A 17855-nucleotide genomic window follows, 5' to 3' on the forward strand; every position below is an offset into this window, starting at 1 on the left:
TGATTTGATTTTTTATTTATGATTTTTACGGAGCGACCGATCGAGTCATTGTCGCTTTCGGTGTCTGAAATTTTCGTGTGAGGAAGTGCGGTGAAACAACAGCATTTATTTCTAGTGCGTAACTTCTGTTCGAGTCTAGCTGTAGCACTCTTAGCAACCGAGCTAATTAAGATTGAACCAGCACCAGCGATCGCGAGCGAAACTCCATCTGTCAATAACGCGATCGCGATGAAATCTGAACCTAGTAAAACTCAGTCAATTAAAGCTACCAAACAAGCTTACCTGCAAGCAAACGGCTCGTTCCGTCATTCCCAAGCCTCAGTTCTCTTGGCAAAACAGAAAATCGGGAGTCGGGAGTCGGGAGTCGGGAACGGACAAGCAGAGGAGCAGAGGAGCAGAGGAGCAGAGGAGAATGACTACCAACTACCAACTACCAACAACTATCAGCCAACAACCATCAGCCAACAACCAACAACCAAACCTAAACCAGCCCAGCCGCCTGCTAATTCTCAGTTAAACGATCGTAAGGCTCAAATACCTAGTTATCTCAATCCCAATCCCAATCCGCTGCGATTTCCCACGAAACCAGAAGATGTACAGGTTGTGGGCGCTCAACCAATTACTTTCCAGCAGGCGTTAGACCTAGCACAGCGTAACAACACGCAGTTGCGAGAAGCAAGGCTGAACGTAGAACGGAGTCAAGCACAACTGCGACAGGCTTTAGCAGCAGAATATCCTCGCCTAGATCTGGGTGCAGGTGTAACTAATACAGGTAACAATATTTTTAGCGAAGAACCGGAACCATCGTTTCTCCAACAATTAACTGGCGGTCAAACTGATACCAATAATACCCGAGTGACTGGCAATCTATCGCTAAGCTACGATTTATTCACTTCTGGTTTACGTCCTGCTAACATTCGCGCTGCTGAAGAACAGTTACGTTTTAATCGGTTAGATTTAGAACGGACGCAAGAAGAACTGCGCCTTAACGTTGCCAATGATTATTACGAATTGCAACGAGCTGATGAGAACGTAAGGATTCAGCGATCTTCTGTCAACAATGCTCAGGCAAGTTTACGCGATGCCCAAGCCCTAGAACAAGCTGGGGTAGGAACTCGCTTTGCCGTCCTCCAAGCTCAAGTGCAGTTGGCGCAGGCTACCCAAAGGTTAACTGATGCCTTAAGCCAGCAACGAATTGCCCGCCGTCAAATTGCAACGCGAATTAATTTAAACGACTCCATCGTGGTTACGGCTGCCGATCCGGTAGCAGTTGCCGGACAGTGGAACTTCTCCCTAGAAAACAGTATCGTACTGGCTTTTAGAAATCGTGCCGAACTAGAACAACAATTAGCACAGCGTAATATTAGCGAACAACAACGGCGTGCTGCCTTAGCTGAATTAGGACCGCGAATTAGTCTTGCTGCCCAATATAACCTGAACGATACCTTTGACGATGACACAAACTTTCAAGATGGCTACTCTTTAGGAGGAAACTTAAACTTAAGTTTGTTTGATGGTGGAGCGGCAAGAGCAAGAGCTAGGCAAGAAGAGGCGGATATTGCGATCGCTGAAACCAATTTTGCCGGACAGCGTAACCAAATTCGCTTTGAAGTAGAACAAGCTTTCTCTCAGTTGCAGTCCAACTTGGAAAACATTCAAACAACCTCTGTTGCATTAGAACAATCGCGGGAAGCGCTGCGATTGGCACGCCTCAGATTTCAAGCAGGTGTAGGGACGCAAACAGAAGTGATCGATGCTGAGGATGACTTAACTCAAGCGGAAGGCGATAGAGTCAATGCGATTCTAAACTACAACCGCGCCTTAGCTCAGATTCAACGCTCAATTAGCTCTGGTCAGCAACGCTGAACTAGGGGCGAGGAGCAACGCTCCTCGCTCCTCATTTAGGCTTTCCTTCTCCAGGTAGAGATTGCGGGGTAGAAAGAATAAACTTTTCTGGGTTCCTCAGGAAGGAATCGCAATTCTTATCGAGAGCAACGCAAATATTACCTAAAGCGAGTTGATATTCTTCGATATTGCCTTGTTTGAGAAACAGTTTAGCGGCTGTTTGTAAATCTTCTACTGCTTCGCGATCGCTCTGTCCGCTATACTGAGCTAGCTCGTAGCGAACAATTCCCCGCTTGAGATAGGCTTCTGCTTCTTGGGAGTCGATACTAAGCGCTCGGTTAAAATCTGCAATTGCGGCTTTGTAGCCCGTACTCAAGTCCCCTTTATACTGTGCCAGTTTGTAGTGAACGATGCCGCGCTTGACCAGTGCTTTGGCAGCACGGGGGTTGAGCTGCAAAGAGCGATCGAAGTCTTGAATTGCTTGCTGATATTCTTTTTCGGGATTTTTACTATACTGAGCAATTTCATAACGTACCATGCCGCGACTGAGATAGGCTTCGGCTTGGTTGGGTTTGAGTCCCAGGGAGCGATTGAAGTCTTCAATCGCTCGGCGATAGGTACGGTCGGGGTCGCCGCTATGCTGGGCAACTTCGTAGAGGGCGTTACCTCGGTTTAAATAGACTTGAGCATCCTTGGGATTAAGCTTGATGGCGCGATCGTAATTATCAATAGCCCCTTCATAGTCTCCTACTTTGTAATAAGCATCGCCCTGCTTGTAGTAGGCAACAAAATTATTGCCGCTTTTTGCTGCTACTTTGCCGTCACTTGGTGGTTCGGGGATGGAGGTAACGCTGAAACGACTGTCAAAGGGCAGTTGCACGTCACTTAACACCTGCATCAACAGGATCAAGCTCACAGCTCCTAGACTAAACGTGCCCATCATCATCAGATTGAACTTTCTGCGGCTCAGCCTTCTATGACTTCTTGGCAGTGTTAAAAATAGTGGTGCGTGTTTGCTGAGCGTGGCAGATGAATAATAAGCGGCAGAGCGATCGAGCGCTCGATACTGTCGATATACAGGAGGAGTACGCTTAGGTGGCAAAGGCTGGAGGTGCTTTTTCTGTCTGACTGCCTCCAAGGACGGAAACGGGTCGCGCCCGCCTAATTTTACTGCCCGCTCGCACCAAGGACAGCTTTGCAGGTGATCGCTATAGCGATGCTGATTGTTGGCGCTACAGGTTGTCAAAGCGTTTTCTGCTTCTTTGAGGGCAGCTTGCCAGGTTTGGGCGTTGGGGCGGAGATGGGGTTGAGAATGACCTGCATCAAAACACTTGACAAATAACTGCCTCAAACTGGGGTGTAAAATCTCCCAGTTTGGTGCGATCGGCGTAGGCTTGTACGGTACTGGCTTGCTGCCATAGGTGAAATGTCCCGCCGCTATCCGTGCTGCATAGGGTGGGGGATCGCCACTACCTTGATAAATTCCTGAAAAAGGGTGAGTCCCTTCCATCAGCAGTTGGAAGATCAGGACTGCTAGCCCAAATAAGTCGTGTTCTGGGGCGCGATCGATCTGACCGAAATTCTTTCCTTGCAGTTCTGGCGGCGTAAATTCTGGCTTTCCGACACCGCAGCGATAAATAGCTGCCGTTTGCAGGTCGCGGACTTGAAACGAATCCGTATCTACGAGGGTGACGAGAGCCGTATCGCTGACTAAGATGTTAGATTCGTTCACATCTCCAACGCAATATCCGCGTGCGTGCAGCGCTCCCATGGCAGCGGCAATATTACGGGCAGTTCGATGAAGATAGAGGTAGTTAAAGAACGGGCATTTTTGCCGTCGCGTTTTAGGATTGTAAAAATCGAGTAGGGAGTGCATCCCTTTGACTCGCGGCATCAGAAAGCCGACAACCCGATTGCTGCCATCAGTTGACCTCAGCAACTCTTCAGGCCAAGCGATCGAGATATGTCCTTGCCCCGCCATAGGGTTATCTGGCGGGTTAGCAAGCATTGCCGTTAGCTTAGATGCCTGAATCTCTCTAGGCTTGTGATAAACCTTTGCTACTAGTGCCTCGTTCTGCGGTACAGTAAAGACACGGGCTTCTCCCCCATGTCCGAGGCTAGAGTTGGGGTCCAACGTGATAATTTGGTTGTTGGAGCTTCGTTGCAACCGCATGGCAAAATTAACTCACAAGCGTCGCCAATAGTAAAGTCAAGTCGTCATCCGTCCGTTCCGTAATTCTTGGCGATCGCAAAAACGCCGCCAGTTGTTCTTTAGCTTCACTCTCATCCTCCACACCTGCCATAAATTGAAACAGGGGAGAAAAAAATGGTTTGTAGGGTGAACCATCGCCCATGTTCACAGCTAGCATCTGCAACCCATCTGAAAACACGGCAATATTTGTCGTCGTTCCCCGCCAAACGTTGACTTGGACTGTCTCCAAGGCTTGGGGGGAAACTAGAAAAGTTGTTTCATTAATATATTCTCCTTTTTGAGCGGCAGTCAGAGCAAAAATTTGACCGTCGCGATCGCTCGCTACTGCCAAGCCATCACCTACCTGCACCGCGGCGACCAATTCTGGGGTAGCAACGGCTAAAATCAATGTCGTCGCTAACTCCCGCGCCTGCTTGCCACAGACGGCTGCTTCTGCTTCTACTGCTGTCTTTGCTGCTGCCAGAGCTTGAGTCAGAATTCGCTGCCATCCCTGCTCGTCGTCAACCAAATGCAGTCTAGAGCCTTCAGCACAAATCGTCTCTACCGCCGTTTGCGCGGCGACAATTGCCCCGACTTTGCCTAAAGCTGCACTTCCTGCCCCGTCAGCCACTGCTGCTACCAAAACCCCCGTGGGCAACTTTTCCCAATGATGAGCGTCTTGACAAAGCTGTCCGACCTTTTCGTGGCTCGTACCTCGAACTGAGGCGGATGCGACTCGCCATTGCCGGATCCCAGCAGGAGCATCTAACTGTCCTGTTGTATATAGCTCATCGTGGGCATCGTTACGCATTCATCGTGATTCCTTACTGATTCCTAGCCTAACTTAGGTGAACGGACAATTAGAGCGATCGCATCGCTCGACAAATCCTCCTTTTGTATACGGTAATGTGTACGGTTCCGTCAATTTACTCATCATCTCTTTACACTTTCATTATGTACTTTTGGTAATTAGTCATCTGTCATTTGTCATTGGTCATTTGTATTTTTTCTCCCTCAGCTCCCTAAGCTCTCTTATGTACCCCATGTCTCCCATGTCTCCCTTGTCCCCCCTGCTCTCTGCTCCCTACTCCCTACTCCCTACTCCCTGTTTAAGTTGCTCCCCACCCCACAGGTGGTAATGCTACTTGTTCGTCGAGGCGAGAATGAGAAACGGCTGTGATGCTAGCAGACAACCAGAGAAACATTTCCGTAAACCTCAGCCCTTTAAGTCTGAGTGGAGTGCGGACAGATATGTACTTGAGCCGCTCCAGATTAGCATTTTCTACACCTACAGAGAAAAAAGCTACATGCTTGTTAACTTCATCTGTCTCAATTCGCTGCCTTGCCTGCTCGATTAATTGCTCTGATTCTCCTTGGGGTTCTCCATCTGTAATTAAAAATATCCAGGGACGATAATAAGCTACCCCGTGAGCGCGGTACGTAGCTTTGCGAGACTGGATCATGTCTAGGGCGCGATGAATTCCTGTTCCTATACAGGTTAAGCCTTGGGCTGTCAGTTCTGGTAGATCGAGTTGGTCGGGAGTGACAAAATCCTGTACAACTCTGACATCACTATCAAAAACCACGATCGCCACCTCAACACGTCGCGAAGCAAGAGAGTTTTGTAATAAATCTGTTTGCAATGCACGCAGCCCTTCATTTAAAGCATCTATTGCTGCTCCTTGCATCGAACCTGAAGTATCTAGAAGTAATACGCAAGGACAGCGAGGTTCTGGATTTTCAGCAAACTCTACCGCTTCATCAAGTCTTAATTGGTCAGACATACTTACAATTTAGGTGGGGATTAGCTACTTGACATATGTGGTAGCTTTTACTCACTAGTGGACTGAGTAGATGGGCTGCTGGCATTGACAACAATTTATCTATGATAGTTCAGCTTTGACTTTACTAGTTCTTTTATCTCTGTAGTTTCAGCTGCGTCAGTCCGGTATTTTACTCGCATTCATTTCACTAGGGAAAAATCAGTAGTAAATTCAGACAATCAGTGCAGTTAACTACGCATACAAGACCAAGACGATAAATTACTTAACCTTTCCACAGATTGTTTTTCTTCTATATGTCCAAATCCTTTGTCATATGCCAATAGCTAAAAACTGTAAACTGGATGGTTAATTTTTATAGATTGCGCTATAGTCAATAGAAACTGTTAGCCTTCCGTCAATTTTTTATGATTTGCAGGGGTTCTAGCGGTGTAAGAGCAGATACAGCTTACAATATTTTAATAAACTTAACTAGGTTATCTCAATCCTCTTACCTCAATTGATTCAGACAAAAACACTCAAATTGCTCGAAATTAAGGCTTTGCTAAATAGGCATTGTCAGTTAAAGTATTCGCTCGCTTGGAAAAAGGTTTAAGTGCTAAATGGCTAGCTGTGGAACCTTTCAGAAGTTAAGTCCGCTGAGTTTATTGGCGCACTTGTCTAGTTGTTATGATAGTGCCTTGTTAAAGGTGACTAGCGGTGCTGTTACATGGTCGGTATATCTTGAAGAGGGAAAGATTACTTATGCTTCCCATTCAATTGCTGCCTTCGATCGCCTCGACTGTCATTTGCATCGCCTCAGTTATAAAGTACCGACGTTGACAAGTGAAACTAGAGCGCAATTAAGTTTGATTTTTGAAACTGAAGCAGAACAGCGGTCAGATACTAATCCCGAATATCAAGCAATTGGTTGGTTAGTTAACCATCAATATTTAAATGCCGAACAAGCAGCAGAATTAGTTGCAGAATTGGTTGGAGAAACGATCGAGTCGTTTTTATTAGTTAAATCGGGGCAGTACGACTTTAGCAGCAACTCAAACTTAGAGCAAATTTTTTGTCGGCTCGAACTACAACCGATTGTCGATCTATGTCAAAAGCGCCTGCAAAAGTGGCAAGCTCTAGCACCAGAAATTTTCTCACCCTACCAGCGGCTTTATTTTTCTAACCGTCACAAATTAGAACAGCAAATTCCGCAGGAAATTCAGCAAAAGTTTAGTACGATTCTCAAAGGTTTCAGTTTTCGTCATCTGGCAATTCTATTAAATCAAGACGAACTTGAATTGGCGCAAAACCTACACCAGTACATTGCAGCAGGAACAATTTTGTTGCAAGACCCCTATGCGCCATTTGACCAATTACCAAGAACCTTTGAACAGACTGCATCGCCATCAACAACACCAATTGTCATACCGGAAAAAGTCCCCTTACCGCTAGATGATATCCGCGATCGCCACATTAGCGATCGCCGTCTGGCTGCAACTCCAAAAGCTTTCGAGCGCGAACCAGTCAGAGAGACGCAGCTCCCTACGACAAAGAAAGAATCTCTCCCCATACAGTCTCCGCAGCCACACTCAGAGCCAGTCAAGCATAGCTCTCAACCACCAGTTAACTTCCCGATTACGCGGACGACACCCCCAGTTCCTCCCACGCATATAGAGACTCCCACATCCCCACCGACTGTTATTCCCGATGCTCCGGCTACGAGAAATAAGTATAAAATTGTTTGTGTGGACGATAGCCCAGCAATGTTGCAGGAACTGAAAAAGTTTTTAGAAGACGACTTATTTTCAGTTTTTACAATTGATAATCCTGTTAAAGCTTTAATGCAGATTATTAAAGTCAAGCCAAATCTCATCTTATTAGATGTAAATATGGCAGGAATTGACGGTTATGAATTGTGTCGTTTGCTCCGCAATCATTCTCTATTTAAAGACACGCCGATTATTATGGTGACGGCAAATACAGGAATTATTAACCGAGTCAAAGCTAGAGTTGTCGGTGCTTCAGGTTACTTAACTAAGCCTTTTAGCCAGCCAGATATTCTCAAAATGGTGTTTAGGCATTTGACTTAGAGGGGAGTAGAGAGTAGGGGCGAGGAGTGTTAGCGAAGCGGGACGAAGTCCGGAGCGAAGAGTGAGGGGACAAGGGAGAGGGGGGAGACAAGGGAGACAAGGGAGAGGGGGAAGAAAATTCTCCCTTGTGTCCTCCCACACTTCCCACACTTCCCACACCACTCACTACACCCCACACCCTACACCCTACACCCTTTCTTCACTGATAACCGATCGCTGCTCCCTACCGTTGGTGAGGGAAGAAAACCGTGTAGTAAAGGGAAGGATCGACCCGATCTGTAAACCGAGGATATAAATTGCGATCGCAAATAGAATTGGATTCCTGCGGTTGGTATGAAGTGTCCGGCTGTACTTCTTCAGCAGATTCGCCGAGCGAAATTTCTGGATACAGTAGATCTGCTAGTTTTGACCAGGCAACAGAAAAGGGATTTTGTAAATATTTCTGTACGAGCGATCGCTTATCTTTTTCGTTTAAGTTGCCCGATAGCCCATCGTTTGTATACTCGCTCATAAATGCATTCCTCGCGGCTATTTTGTGCGCTTGCTGGAGCGCTAAAGTTTATTAGCCGCCGTTGAAACGAGTTATGCACTGTTGTATGGTATGGAATGCTATCCATAACCTAATTGAGGAGTTGAGCTAGGATAGAAGATAATGCGATCGCATGAAATCTATACTTCAGTAAACTTGCTATTCATTGCTCAAATAAACAATTTTATCCCTTACCCAAGCTCGAAAAGATTTGAGTAAAGCTACTTCTCCCTGCATGGGAATCTGTTGCATAAAATTACTCATATCTTCAATAGATATAAGAGGAAAAGCAAGACTCACATCACGCTCTCTATATTCCTCTACTTCTAGTTGATAAAATTTTAATTCTTTTCCGTCGTATTTCCAAAGTTCAGAGATAACTAGAGTAGCATAGATACCAAATTTATTTATAGAACTACTAGTAAGATCGATTTCAATGGCTAAATCGGGCGGCGGATCGGTTCCTAAATCTAACTTTAGCTTGCCTCTAATTGCTGGCTCGTTTCCACTGGCTTTAGAGTCAATTGGGTGAGCTAAACCCACCCTTTTACCTTAACTGAAGATGCTACCAAAAAATTCTACCGCTTCCTTCAAAGCAGCAACGAATACGTCAATCTCTTCGCGGGTATTGTAAAAAGATAAACTTGCCCGTGCAGTAGACTGAGCATGGATGTAACGATGTAAAGGCTGCGTGCAGTGGTGTCCGGCGCGAATAGCAACCCCAGCCTGATCTAATAGAGTAGATAAGTCGTGAGGATGGACATCGCCAGCTGTAAATGAAGCTAATGCAGCTCTACCCACACCTGCTAATTTAGGCAATGGTCCGTAGGTGCGAACTTCAGAAATTTGAGCGAGTTGCTCGAACAGATATTGCGTTAATTCCGATTCGTAGGCATAAATTTTATCCATCCCGATCGCCCCTAAATAGTCTACAGCTGCACCGAGGGCGATCGCTTCTCCGATTGCTGGAGTTCCTGCTTCAAATTTGTGCGGTAAATCGGCGTAGGTAGAACGGTCTAAATACACGTCGGCGATCATTTCACCACCACCCAAAAACGGTGGCATCGATCGCAACAATTCTAGTTTTCCATACAAAAATCCAATTCCGGTAGGAGCGCACATTTTATGACCGGAAGCTACTAACCAATCGCAGTCCATTTGCTGTACGTTGACAGGCATATGTGGTACGCTTTGGCAAGCATCGATCAAAACTTTCGCACCGTGTTGATGGGCGATCGCAATTATTTCTTGTACTGGGTTAATGCATCCCAAAGTATTAGAGACGTGAACCACAGCCACAAGTTTTGTTTTGTCGGAAATTAAAGACTTATATTGCTCTAAATTAAACTCTTCTTCTAGAGTTAGTTCGACAAACTTCAACACCGCACCCGTTCTTTGGGCTAGGAGTTGCCAAGGAACTAGGTTGCTGTGGTGTTCCATCACGGAAAGGATAATTTCATCTCCCCGTTGAATATTGCTATTACCCCAACTGTAAGCAACTAAGTTTATTGCTTCAGTAGCATTGCGGGTAAACACAATTTCTTCTCGCTGCGCTGCATTGACAAACGCCGCCACCTTATCCCGCGCCCCTTCGTAAGCTTCGGTTGCTTTAGCCGCCAGGGTATGTACGCCGCGATGGACGTTGGAGTTATATTGCTCGTAATAATCCCGTAAAGTGTTGAGAACGAGTAGAGGTTTTTGAGAGGTGGCGGCGTTGTCGAGGTACACCAAGGGTTTGCCATTGACTTCTTGATGCAGGATTGGGAAGTCAGCGCGGACGATATCGGCGAGGGTTCTTGCTTGGGTAAAAGTCATGATTAGATGGAGAGTAGGAATATAAACCCCTGATTGTAATTGTGGGGTACTTACGACTTACGACTTATGACTTAGCATGACGGCTTTGAGCAAAGTTCGTTGTAAAGAGGGAATTGGTAGTTGGTTAATAATCTCAGCAGCAAAGGCGTTAACTAACAAATTTTGAGCGTCAGCAGCGTTAATTCCGCGACTTTGCAGGTAGAAAATTTCATCGTCTTCCAACTGGCTGACAGTAGCACCGTGACTGCACTTGACGTTATCGGCAATAATTTCTAGTTGAGGCTTGGTATCTACTCTAGCTTTAGGAGAGAGGAGTAAGTTGCGGTTCAGTTGTCCTGCATCCGTAAGTTGAGCGGCTTTAGCAACAAAGACTCTACCATTAAATACAGTGTGGGCTTTATCAGCGACAATGCATTTATGGAGTTGGCGGCTCATACCATAAGGATAGTTGAGAGCGATCGCGCTATGGGTATCGGCTGTTTGTTGCCCTGCTATCATAGTTAAGCCGTTGAGAATTGTTTCTGTCTGTTCCCCTGTCTGGTAGATGTCTAAATTGTGGCGCGACAGTTTCGCCCCTAAAGTAATCGCATTGCAGGTGTAGCGGCTATCCCGTGCTTGAGTAATCGCAGTTTTACCAATGTGGAATGCTTCTACGCTTTCCCGCTCAACTCTAGTATGGCGAACTTGGGCATTTTCTCCCAGCCAGATTTCCGTAACGGCGTTGGTCAAGTATACCGTCTCTCCAACTTCGGCTTCGCCTTCTTCAGGATCTTCAATATTAAATTGATTTAAGTAGTCTTCCACCAGCGTGACGCTACTACCAGTTTCCGCTACTACCAAGCAGCGCGGCTGCTGAATCGTTGGCGTTCTGAAGGAATTAGCGATAAATAACAGGTGAATTGGAGTTTCTACTATAACATTCTTAGGAATCCAGACGACAGCAACATCTATCATTCCAGCCGTATTGAGAGCTGTGAATATTTCTTCTCTTCCCTCAGATTTTGCCAGGTAGTTGTTCAGGCGATCGCGGTATTCTGCTGGTAATCCTGATAAATTGCTAGCTACCACACCTTTTGGTAAATCACCAATCGCCGATAGTTCTGACGCATAGACCCCATTTACGAATACCAAACGGCTATTCGCTGCTTCTGGGAATGTTAATGGTGCAACCAGCGCTTCTGGTAATTCTACTGGAGTCGCAGCCTGAAAGTTCAACTGCTTTAAGGCAGACAAATCTGTAAAACGCCACTCTTCAACTTTGGTAGTAGGTAAAGTAGACTGACGAATTATAGAAGCGGCGCGATCGCGAATTTCTTGTAGAGACGTTACATGTAATGTCTCTACACCCTTTTGACATTGTTGCAATAACTCTAACAGGTAGTTATCCCCACCTGACACATGAGCATGACTGCCATTCGTAACTGTCGGAGAAACTTGAATACTCATTACACTCCTACCCCAGTTGCAGCTTCCAACACCCAATCGTAGCCACGGGATTCTAATTCAAGCGCCAATTCCTTACCACCGCTCTTAATAATCCGTCCCCCAGCCATAACGTGGACGTAATCTGGAACGATGTAGTTGAGCAATCTCTGATAGTGAGTAATTAGAATTGTGGCATTTTCAGGGCTAGCTAATTGATTCACGCCATTAGCAACAATCTTCAGCGCGTCAATATCCAAACCAGAATCTGTTTCATCCAAAATCGCAATTTTTGGTTCCAACAGTGCCATTTGCAAAATTTCGTTTCGCTTCTTCTCGCCGCCAGAAAATCCTTCATTGACGCTGCGGTTTAAGAAAGCCGCATCCATTTTGACAACATCCAATTTTTCTTGGATCAAATCGTCAAAATCGAATGCATCTAATTCTTCTAAACCTTGCTCTTTCCGCCGAGAATTGTAGGCAACTCGTAAGAAATCTAAATTACTTACGCCAGGAATTTCTAAGGGATACTGAAATGCCAGAAAAACTCCAGTTCTAGCTCGTTCTTCCGGTTCCATCTCTAGTAAATTTTTGCCTTGAAAAATTGCTTCACCACCCGTTACCTTATAAGCTGGATGTCCTGCTAAGGCTTTAGAAAAAGTGCTTTTACCCGAGCCATTCGGTCCCATGATCGCATGGATTTCTCCAGCGCGAACTTCTAAATTCACTCCCTTTAAAATTGGATTTCCATCAACTTCAGCTGTCAGGTCTTTCACCGACAGCAAAATTTCACTATTTTCAATAATCATTACTCTCTACGTCCTCTGCGCTCTCTCTATTCACTCGCGAATCCTTGATTGAGGGTGAGCATTGCCCACCCTACTTTATTAACCCACACTGCCTTCCAGTTTCAGACTCAACAGGCGATCGGCTTCTACAGCAAATTCCATTGGCAGCTGGTTAAACACATCCTTACAGAAACCGCTAATCATCATCGAGATTGCATCTTCTGAAGAAATACCTCGTTGTGCGAAGTAGAATAGCTGATCTTCACCAATCTTAGAAGTCGAAGCTTCATGCTCGATCTTGGCAGTGTTATTCTGTACCTGAATGTAGGGGAAAGTATTCGCCCGTGCATTATCTCCAATTAACATTGAATCGCACTGAGAATAATTCCGCGCTCCTTGTGCTTTCGGGTTAACTTTCACCAAACCACGGTAGCTGTTGCTAGAGTTTCCCGCAGAAATTCCCTTGGAAATAATCGTGCTGCGGGTGTTCTTGCCAACATGGATCATCTTCGTTCCTGTATCGGCTTGCTGCATATTATTTGTCAGCGCCACAGAATAAAACTCACCGACAGAGTTATCGCCGACTAACACGCAACTAGGATACTTCCAAGTAATTGCCGAACCCGTTTCTACCTGCGTCCAAGAAATTTTAGAATTCACTCCCTGACACAAACCGCGTTTAGTGACGAAGTTGTAAATCCCACCTTTACCCTTTTCATCGCCAGCATACCAATTTTGGACAGTAGAGTATTTAATTTCAGCATTGTCTAAAGCGACAAGTTCCACCACCGCCGCGTGTAGCTGGTTAGTGTCGTACATCGGTGCGGTGCAGCCTTCTAGGTAGGAAACGTAGCTCCCTTCCTCGGCTACAATCAAAGTCCGCTCGAACTGTCCTGTATCGCCGCTGTTGATGCGGAAGTATGTAGACAGTTCCATCGGGCATTTGGTGTTTTTGGGGATATAAACGAAGGAACCGTCACTGAATACAGCGGAGTTGAGTGCCGCGAAGTAATTATCTGCTGTTGGGACGACACTACCCAGATATTTCTGTACCAACTCTGGATATTCCCGTAAAGCTTCGGAAATCGAGCAGAAAATTACACCTTCTTTGGCTAACTTTTCCTTGAAGGTAGTAGCTACAGAAACGCTGTCAAAAATGGCATCTACTGCGACATTAGATAGACGCTTCTGTTCTGATATGGGAATACCAAGCTTTTCAAAAGTTTCCAGCAATGCGGGATCGACTTCTTCCAAGCTATTCAGTTGCTTTGGTTTCTTTTTCGGCGCGGAATAGTAGATAATATTTTGATAGTTGATGGGAGGATACTGGACACTGTGCCAAGTAGGTTCTGTCATCTTCAGCCATTGACGGTAAGCTCTCAGACGAAATTCCAACATGAACTCTGGTTCTTCTTTCTTAGCAGAGATCAGGCGGATAACGTCTTCACTCAGACCACGGGCGATGGTGTCCGCCTCGATGTCGGTAATAAAGCCGTACTTGTAAGGCTGGTTGACAATGGTTTTGACAGTTGCACTCATTGGTAGTGTTCTCTCGGTTGGGCTGAAATGCTCGAAGTAGCTCTTTAAGGATGAAAGACGGGTGGTCTAACCCCTTCCCACCTTCCTCATTGTAAAAATCGTGACTAAAACAACACGCTTGTTGTTTAACCTGTCTCCATTTTACGCTACATTAACAACAGGTATGTTGTCAAAGTAAAATTTTCAGCTGAAAACTTTGGAATGACAATGGTGACAACGCAGCAGCCCTCGACCAAGCAGGATATTCTGCAATATTTGATGAAGCAGGGGCAAGCCACGGCACAGGAGCTAGCCACAGAGCTTGATGTCAGTCCACAAGCGATTCGTCGCCATTTAAAGGATCTAGAAGCAGAGGAACTACTCTTATATCAAGCAGTTCACCTGGGAATGGGGCGACCGCACCACGTATATAAACTGAGCGATAAAGGGCGCGATCGCCTGCGTCGTACTATTAATGATGGAGGGGGAGACAGCCACGGACAATTTGCCGTTTCCCTGCTCGACACCCTTGCCCAAACAGTGGGGCGAGAACAAATGGGGACGATTTTACGGATGCAATGGGAGCGTAAAGCTCTAGAATATCGCGATCGCGTCGGCGAGGGTTCGCTGCAAGAGCGAGTAGCTAACTTAGTAGAATTGAGGAAAGCTGAAGGCTATATGGCAGAGTGGTATTTTGTCAACGAAGAGAATTCAGCTAGGGGATTTATCATTACCGAACATAATTGCGCCATTGCCAATGTTGCTGAATCCTTCCCTGTAGTCTGCGGACACGAATTAGAAATGTTCGCCACAGTCCTCCCAGATTGTCAAATCGAGCGCACTCACTGGATTATTGACGGCGAACACCGTTGCGGGTATTTGGTACGAAGCATAGGGGAAAGAGGTTAGGGGTAAGTAAAAAGTCAAAAATAGAAATCAATTACCAACTACCAACTACCAACTACCCATTACCAAATCAGTTTCATGAATCTAGACCAACAACCTTCAATGCAATTTTTATCTGCGGAAGAGTCAGCCAAGGTAGATGCAGCCTTGCTCTCTTCTCCAGAAAAGTTTTTAACCAGACTGACAGTTTCATCGCTGCGGCTGTTGAAACATATAGCCGAAGACTACGGCGTAAAGATGGAAGATTTAACTGCAGAGCAAGTGGTAGCCTGGTTTGAAAAAGATGGCAAGATTAGACGCGAACAAGGACTTGAGGCGGCTTTTCTCAAGTGGTAGCTATTCAGATATCAGTTGTCAGTTGCCAGTAGTTACTTACGACTTACGACTTAACTTTACCCTTGAGACACCGCGATTGCATTGACATCTATATTGCGATCGAATATAATTCGCGGTCGGAATAGAATTTTCAAAATCAGTACAATCGATTTGAATTCCCCTGGCGTGTTGTGGCGCTTCCATTGTCCAGGGCGACAAAATAACATTTCTACTAAGCGGCGATGGTGACTGAGACTGAGTTGCTGAAACACAACCCTGACTGTAGGAAATTCATTTTGAAATCCAGTCCTAATGACTTCACCAATTAATTCTACTCCTTCCTCCATAATTTCTAACGTGACTGGCTGCATTTCTTCTGCTGAAATTATTGCTTTTTGTGTCAGAGCAATTTCCGCTCCAACTTCAGAAATCATCGTCGTGACTCCCCAATAATTTTTCCCTTGAATATTGCACCTTACTGTTCGCCGGAGAGCAAACCAATCGTAAACATCTGGTTTGGGAGCGTCGAGCAAAATTAAAATTGCAATACCCAACATAATTAAGTTGTAGCCACTCCACAGCCAGCCCAAACCAATACCTCGAATTTGTTGAGCAATTTCTAATGGTACTGTTGTTGCCCATTCTGCTTTCGCCATAGACATTCCTAAGTTGCGCCACAGACTGATAGCTGTGACCGCAAACAAAATAATTAAAGGTGAAGCTAGTTTCCAATTAAATGAAAAGCGATCGCGTTGTTGTCCTTTTGGAGTGACTTTAAATCCTTTGGCAAACGGTCTTAACATGACTTGAATTACTGTCAAAGCCAAGGGAAAGCATAAAACTAAAGAGTATATATCTGATAGTAAAGCCGAGCGCGAGCGGTGATTCAACCAAGCAAATACTGAGAGTTGAACTAAATAGTAAGGCAAAAAGAAATATAACAATTCGGTTGCTGTTGCCCTGAGTGGAATCACTCCTAGAAATGAATAGGCAAGCGGCATAAATAAAAACCCAACCCGGGAAATACTAGTGAACCAATGTAATAATCCTTCTAAATGCGCAATTCTTTGTAAAGGTCGCAATCCTTTGATTGTTAAAGGGTTTGCGTCGATAAAAAATGCTTGTAACGTCCCTTGCGCCCATCTAATCCGCTGCGTAGCATGAGCGGCGATGTTTTCGGCTGCTAAACCAGCACTGAGTTTTTCATCTAAGTAAATTAATCGATAACCCTGCGCCGATAAACGGATTCCTGTAAAGTAATCTTCGCTCAAAGAATCTGTCACAAAACCGCCAGCAGCTTGTAATGCTTTGCGTCTGACAACAAAAGAAGTACCAGCACAAATGACGCTATCAGCTCCGTCTCTAATTGGCTGAATTTGACGATAAAACACTTCTTCTTCTGGGGTAACTGCATCTTCCAACCCTAAATTACGGGCGATTGGATCGGCATTATAAAAACTTTGGGGTGTTTGAACTAAAGCAATTTTTTCGTTTTGGAAAAAGCCAACAGTTCGAGTGAGAAAATTTTTAGTTGGCACAAAATCGGCATCAAAGACAACAATTAATTCGCCTTTAGTTTTGGCGATTGCGTGATTTAAATTACCTGCTTTAGCATGTTTGTTATCGGAGCGAGTTAAATATTGACAACCTAATTCTGTAGCTAGGTCTTTAACTTCTTCTCGGCGCGTGTCGTCAAGCAAGTAAATTCTTTTATGAGGATATTCCAGTGCTTGGCAACCGATAATAGTCCGTTTGAGGATAAAATTAGGCTCGTTATAAGTAGGAATTAAAATATCAACAGTTGGAGTAAAAGTACCATCAAGCACAGCTACAGCAAAGCGATCGGCTTCGCGGCTGCGGTCTTTGACATTCAACATTAAAAATAGTTGAATCGTACCGCTAGTTAATACAAGGAATTCTAAGAACAATAATCCCAGACTAAATACACCATTGAGTGGAGTAGCAAGATTGAGTGTAGTTAGCGATCGCCAAATAATATAACGGATAGTCAAAAGCAGTAATATTGCTACTACAATTTGCCGCGACCATCGTTTCGGTTGGGGAGAGATTCGCATGACTAGCATCACAATTAGGAGTAAAACAATTGTGGGAGCTAGTAAATATCCTCCTGATAGCATTGGTACTTCTAACCAAAAAGGAGGATTATTTTGAAAATTTTGTAATTGTAAAAAAATCGAAGTAATTCTGCCTTCTCCGGCAAACCATCCCCCAACTATCAGGCTAGAAAATGCCACAATACTGAGCATAACTAGCGTAGCGAGACGCGATCGCCTCACGCGCCTGAGTTCTCTCTGCTCTATCCCCTGATTTTTAATCTGAGAAACTGTCATTCCTACTACCTAATAATTTTCCTAACAAATACACTGGATTGTTGTTAGCAATCCATGTTAGGTAACACAATTGTAAAATAATTATAATTTTTATTATCGTTTATTATGTCAAGTTTTAGCTAGTAGTTGAAATTTTGTTTACTCCTAATCCCAATAGAAATCTGCTAGCAATAACGCGATGTATTGCCCTAGAAGAAGACTAAAACAGATATTCAGATAGTTCTATGACCGTAGAGCAATAGCTGAAGTTCCCCCATAGGTAGTTATATCGTCCAATCGCCCCTAGATGCCCTATCGCAATAGCAGTAGCAAATTACGCTGC

General features: G+C 44.9%; 14 protein-coding genes. 4 read left to right on the forward strand and 10 right to left on the reverse strand.

The genetic code is table 11. From position 1 onward, the window contains the following. The first annotated feature begins 90 nt into the window (after positions 1-90). On the forward strand, positions 91-1866 hold the full coding sequence (locus ACRC32_RS12120; RefSeq protein WP_438554196.1) for a TolC family protein: 1776 nt from the start codon (positions 91-93) through the stop codon (positions 1864-1866). Positions 1867-1897: 31 nt separating this feature from the next. Here the strand turns inward: ACRC32_RS12120 and ACRC32_RS12125 are convergent, their stop codons facing one another. The 3 genes from ACRC32_RS12125 to ACRC32_RS12135 form a co-directional block, all read right to left on the reverse strand. Beyond that, positions 1898-4018 carry a tetratricopeptide repeat protein gene (locus ACRC32_RS12125; RefSeq protein ID WP_438554197.1) on the reverse strand — a complete coding sequence of 707 codons (2121 nt, stop codon included), beginning with the start codon at positions 4016-4018 and terminating at the stop codon, positions 1898-1900. 7 nt (positions 4019-4025) lie between these two features. Continuing rightward, the gene (locus ACRC32_RS12130; RefSeq protein ID WP_192154411.1) at positions 4026-4847 is read right to left on the reverse strand and encodes a PP2C family serine/threonine-protein phosphatase; all 822 of its coding nucleotides are present in this window, start codon (positions 4845-4847) and stop codon (positions 4026-4028) included. Between the two features lie 298 nt (positions 4848-5145). Continuing rightward, a complete protein-coding gene (locus ACRC32_RS12135) occupies positions 5146-5820 on the reverse strand; it encodes a vWA domain-containing protein (RefSeq protein ID WP_438554198.1) in 675 nt (224 codons plus the stop codon). A gap of 599 nt (positions 5821-6419) precedes the next feature. Between ACRC32_RS12135 and ACRC32_RS12140 the strand changes: the two genes are divergently transcribed. Beyond that, entirely contained in the window at positions 6420-7889 is a 1470-nt protein-coding gene (locus ACRC32_RS12140; RefSeq protein ID WP_438554199.1) for a response regulator, read from the forward strand. Between the two features lie 223 nt (positions 7890-8112). On the opposite strand, the gene ACRC32_RS12145 is transcribed toward ACRC32_RS12140, so the two are convergent. From ACRC32_RS12145 to sufB, 6 genes are all read right to left on the reverse strand, one after another. Next, positions 8113-8400, reverse strand: a complete 288-nt coding sequence (locus ACRC32_RS12145; RefSeq protein WP_438554200.1) for a hypothetical protein — start codon at positions 8398-8400, stop codon at positions 8113-8115. Between the two features lie 177 nt (positions 8401-8577). Then, positions 8578-8961, reverse strand: coding sequence for a Uma2 family endonuclease (locus ACRC32_RS12150; RefSeq protein ID WP_438554201.1), 384 nt, complete (start codon positions 8959-8961; stop codon positions 8578-8580). A 9-nt stretch (positions 8962-8970) separates the two neighbouring features. Next, positions 8971-10233: a SufS family cysteine desulfurase gene (locus tag ACRC32_RS12155; protein WP_438554202.1), complete on the reverse strand. Its 1263-nt coding sequence runs from the start codon at positions 10231-10233 to the stop codon at positions 8971-8973. A gap of 57 nt (positions 10234-10290) precedes the next feature. Then, positions 10291-11679, reverse strand: coding sequence for a Fe-S cluster assembly protein SufD (gene sufD / locus ACRC32_RS12160; RefSeq protein WP_438554203.1), 1389 nt, complete (start codon positions 11677-11679; stop codon positions 10291-10293). Continuing rightward, the gene (gene sufC, locus ACRC32_RS12165) at positions 11679-12464 is read right to left on the reverse strand and encodes a Fe-S cluster assembly ATPase SufC (protein ID WP_438554204.1); all 786 of its coding nucleotides are present in this window, start codon (positions 12462-12464) and stop codon (positions 11679-11681) included. The genes sufD and sufC overlap by 1 nt, the downstream gene beginning before the upstream one ends. 78 nt (positions 12465-12542) lie before the next feature. Next, complete coding sequence (gene sufB / locus ACRC32_RS12170) at positions 12543-13982, reverse strand: Fe-S cluster assembly protein SufB (protein WP_438554205.1); 1440 nt, start codon at positions 13980-13982, stop codon at positions 12543-12545. Positions 13983-14189: 207 nt separating this feature from the next. Between sufB and sufR the strand changes: the two genes are divergently transcribed. Together sufR and ACRC32_RS12180 are read left to right on the forward strand one after the other, a co-directional pair. Further along, entirely contained in the window at positions 14190-14870 is a 681-nt protein-coding gene (gene sufR / locus ACRC32_RS12175; RefSeq protein WP_438554219.1) for an iron-sulfur cluster biosynthesis transcriptional regulator SufR, read from the forward strand. 75 nt (positions 14871-14945) lie between these two features. After that, complete coding sequence (locus ACRC32_RS12180; RefSeq protein ID WP_106544758.1) at positions 14946-15203, forward strand: hypothetical protein; 258 nt, start codon at positions 14946-14948, stop codon at positions 15201-15203. Between the two features lie 56 nt (positions 15204-15259). On the opposite strand, the gene ACRC32_RS12185 is transcribed toward ACRC32_RS12180, so the two are convergent. After that, positions 15260-17533 (reverse strand): glycosyltransferase, encoded by a 2274-nt coding sequence (locus ACRC32_RS12185; RefSeq protein WP_438554206.1) that lies wholly within the window; start codon positions 17531-17533, stop codon positions 15260-15262. Positions 17534-17855: the final 322 nt, after the last annotated feature.

It is taken from the genome of Chroococcidiopsis sp. (assembly GCF_051657925.1).
GTDB lineage: Bacteria > Cyanobacteriota > Cyanobacteriia > Cyanobacteriales > Chroococcidiopsidaceae > Chroococcidiopsis.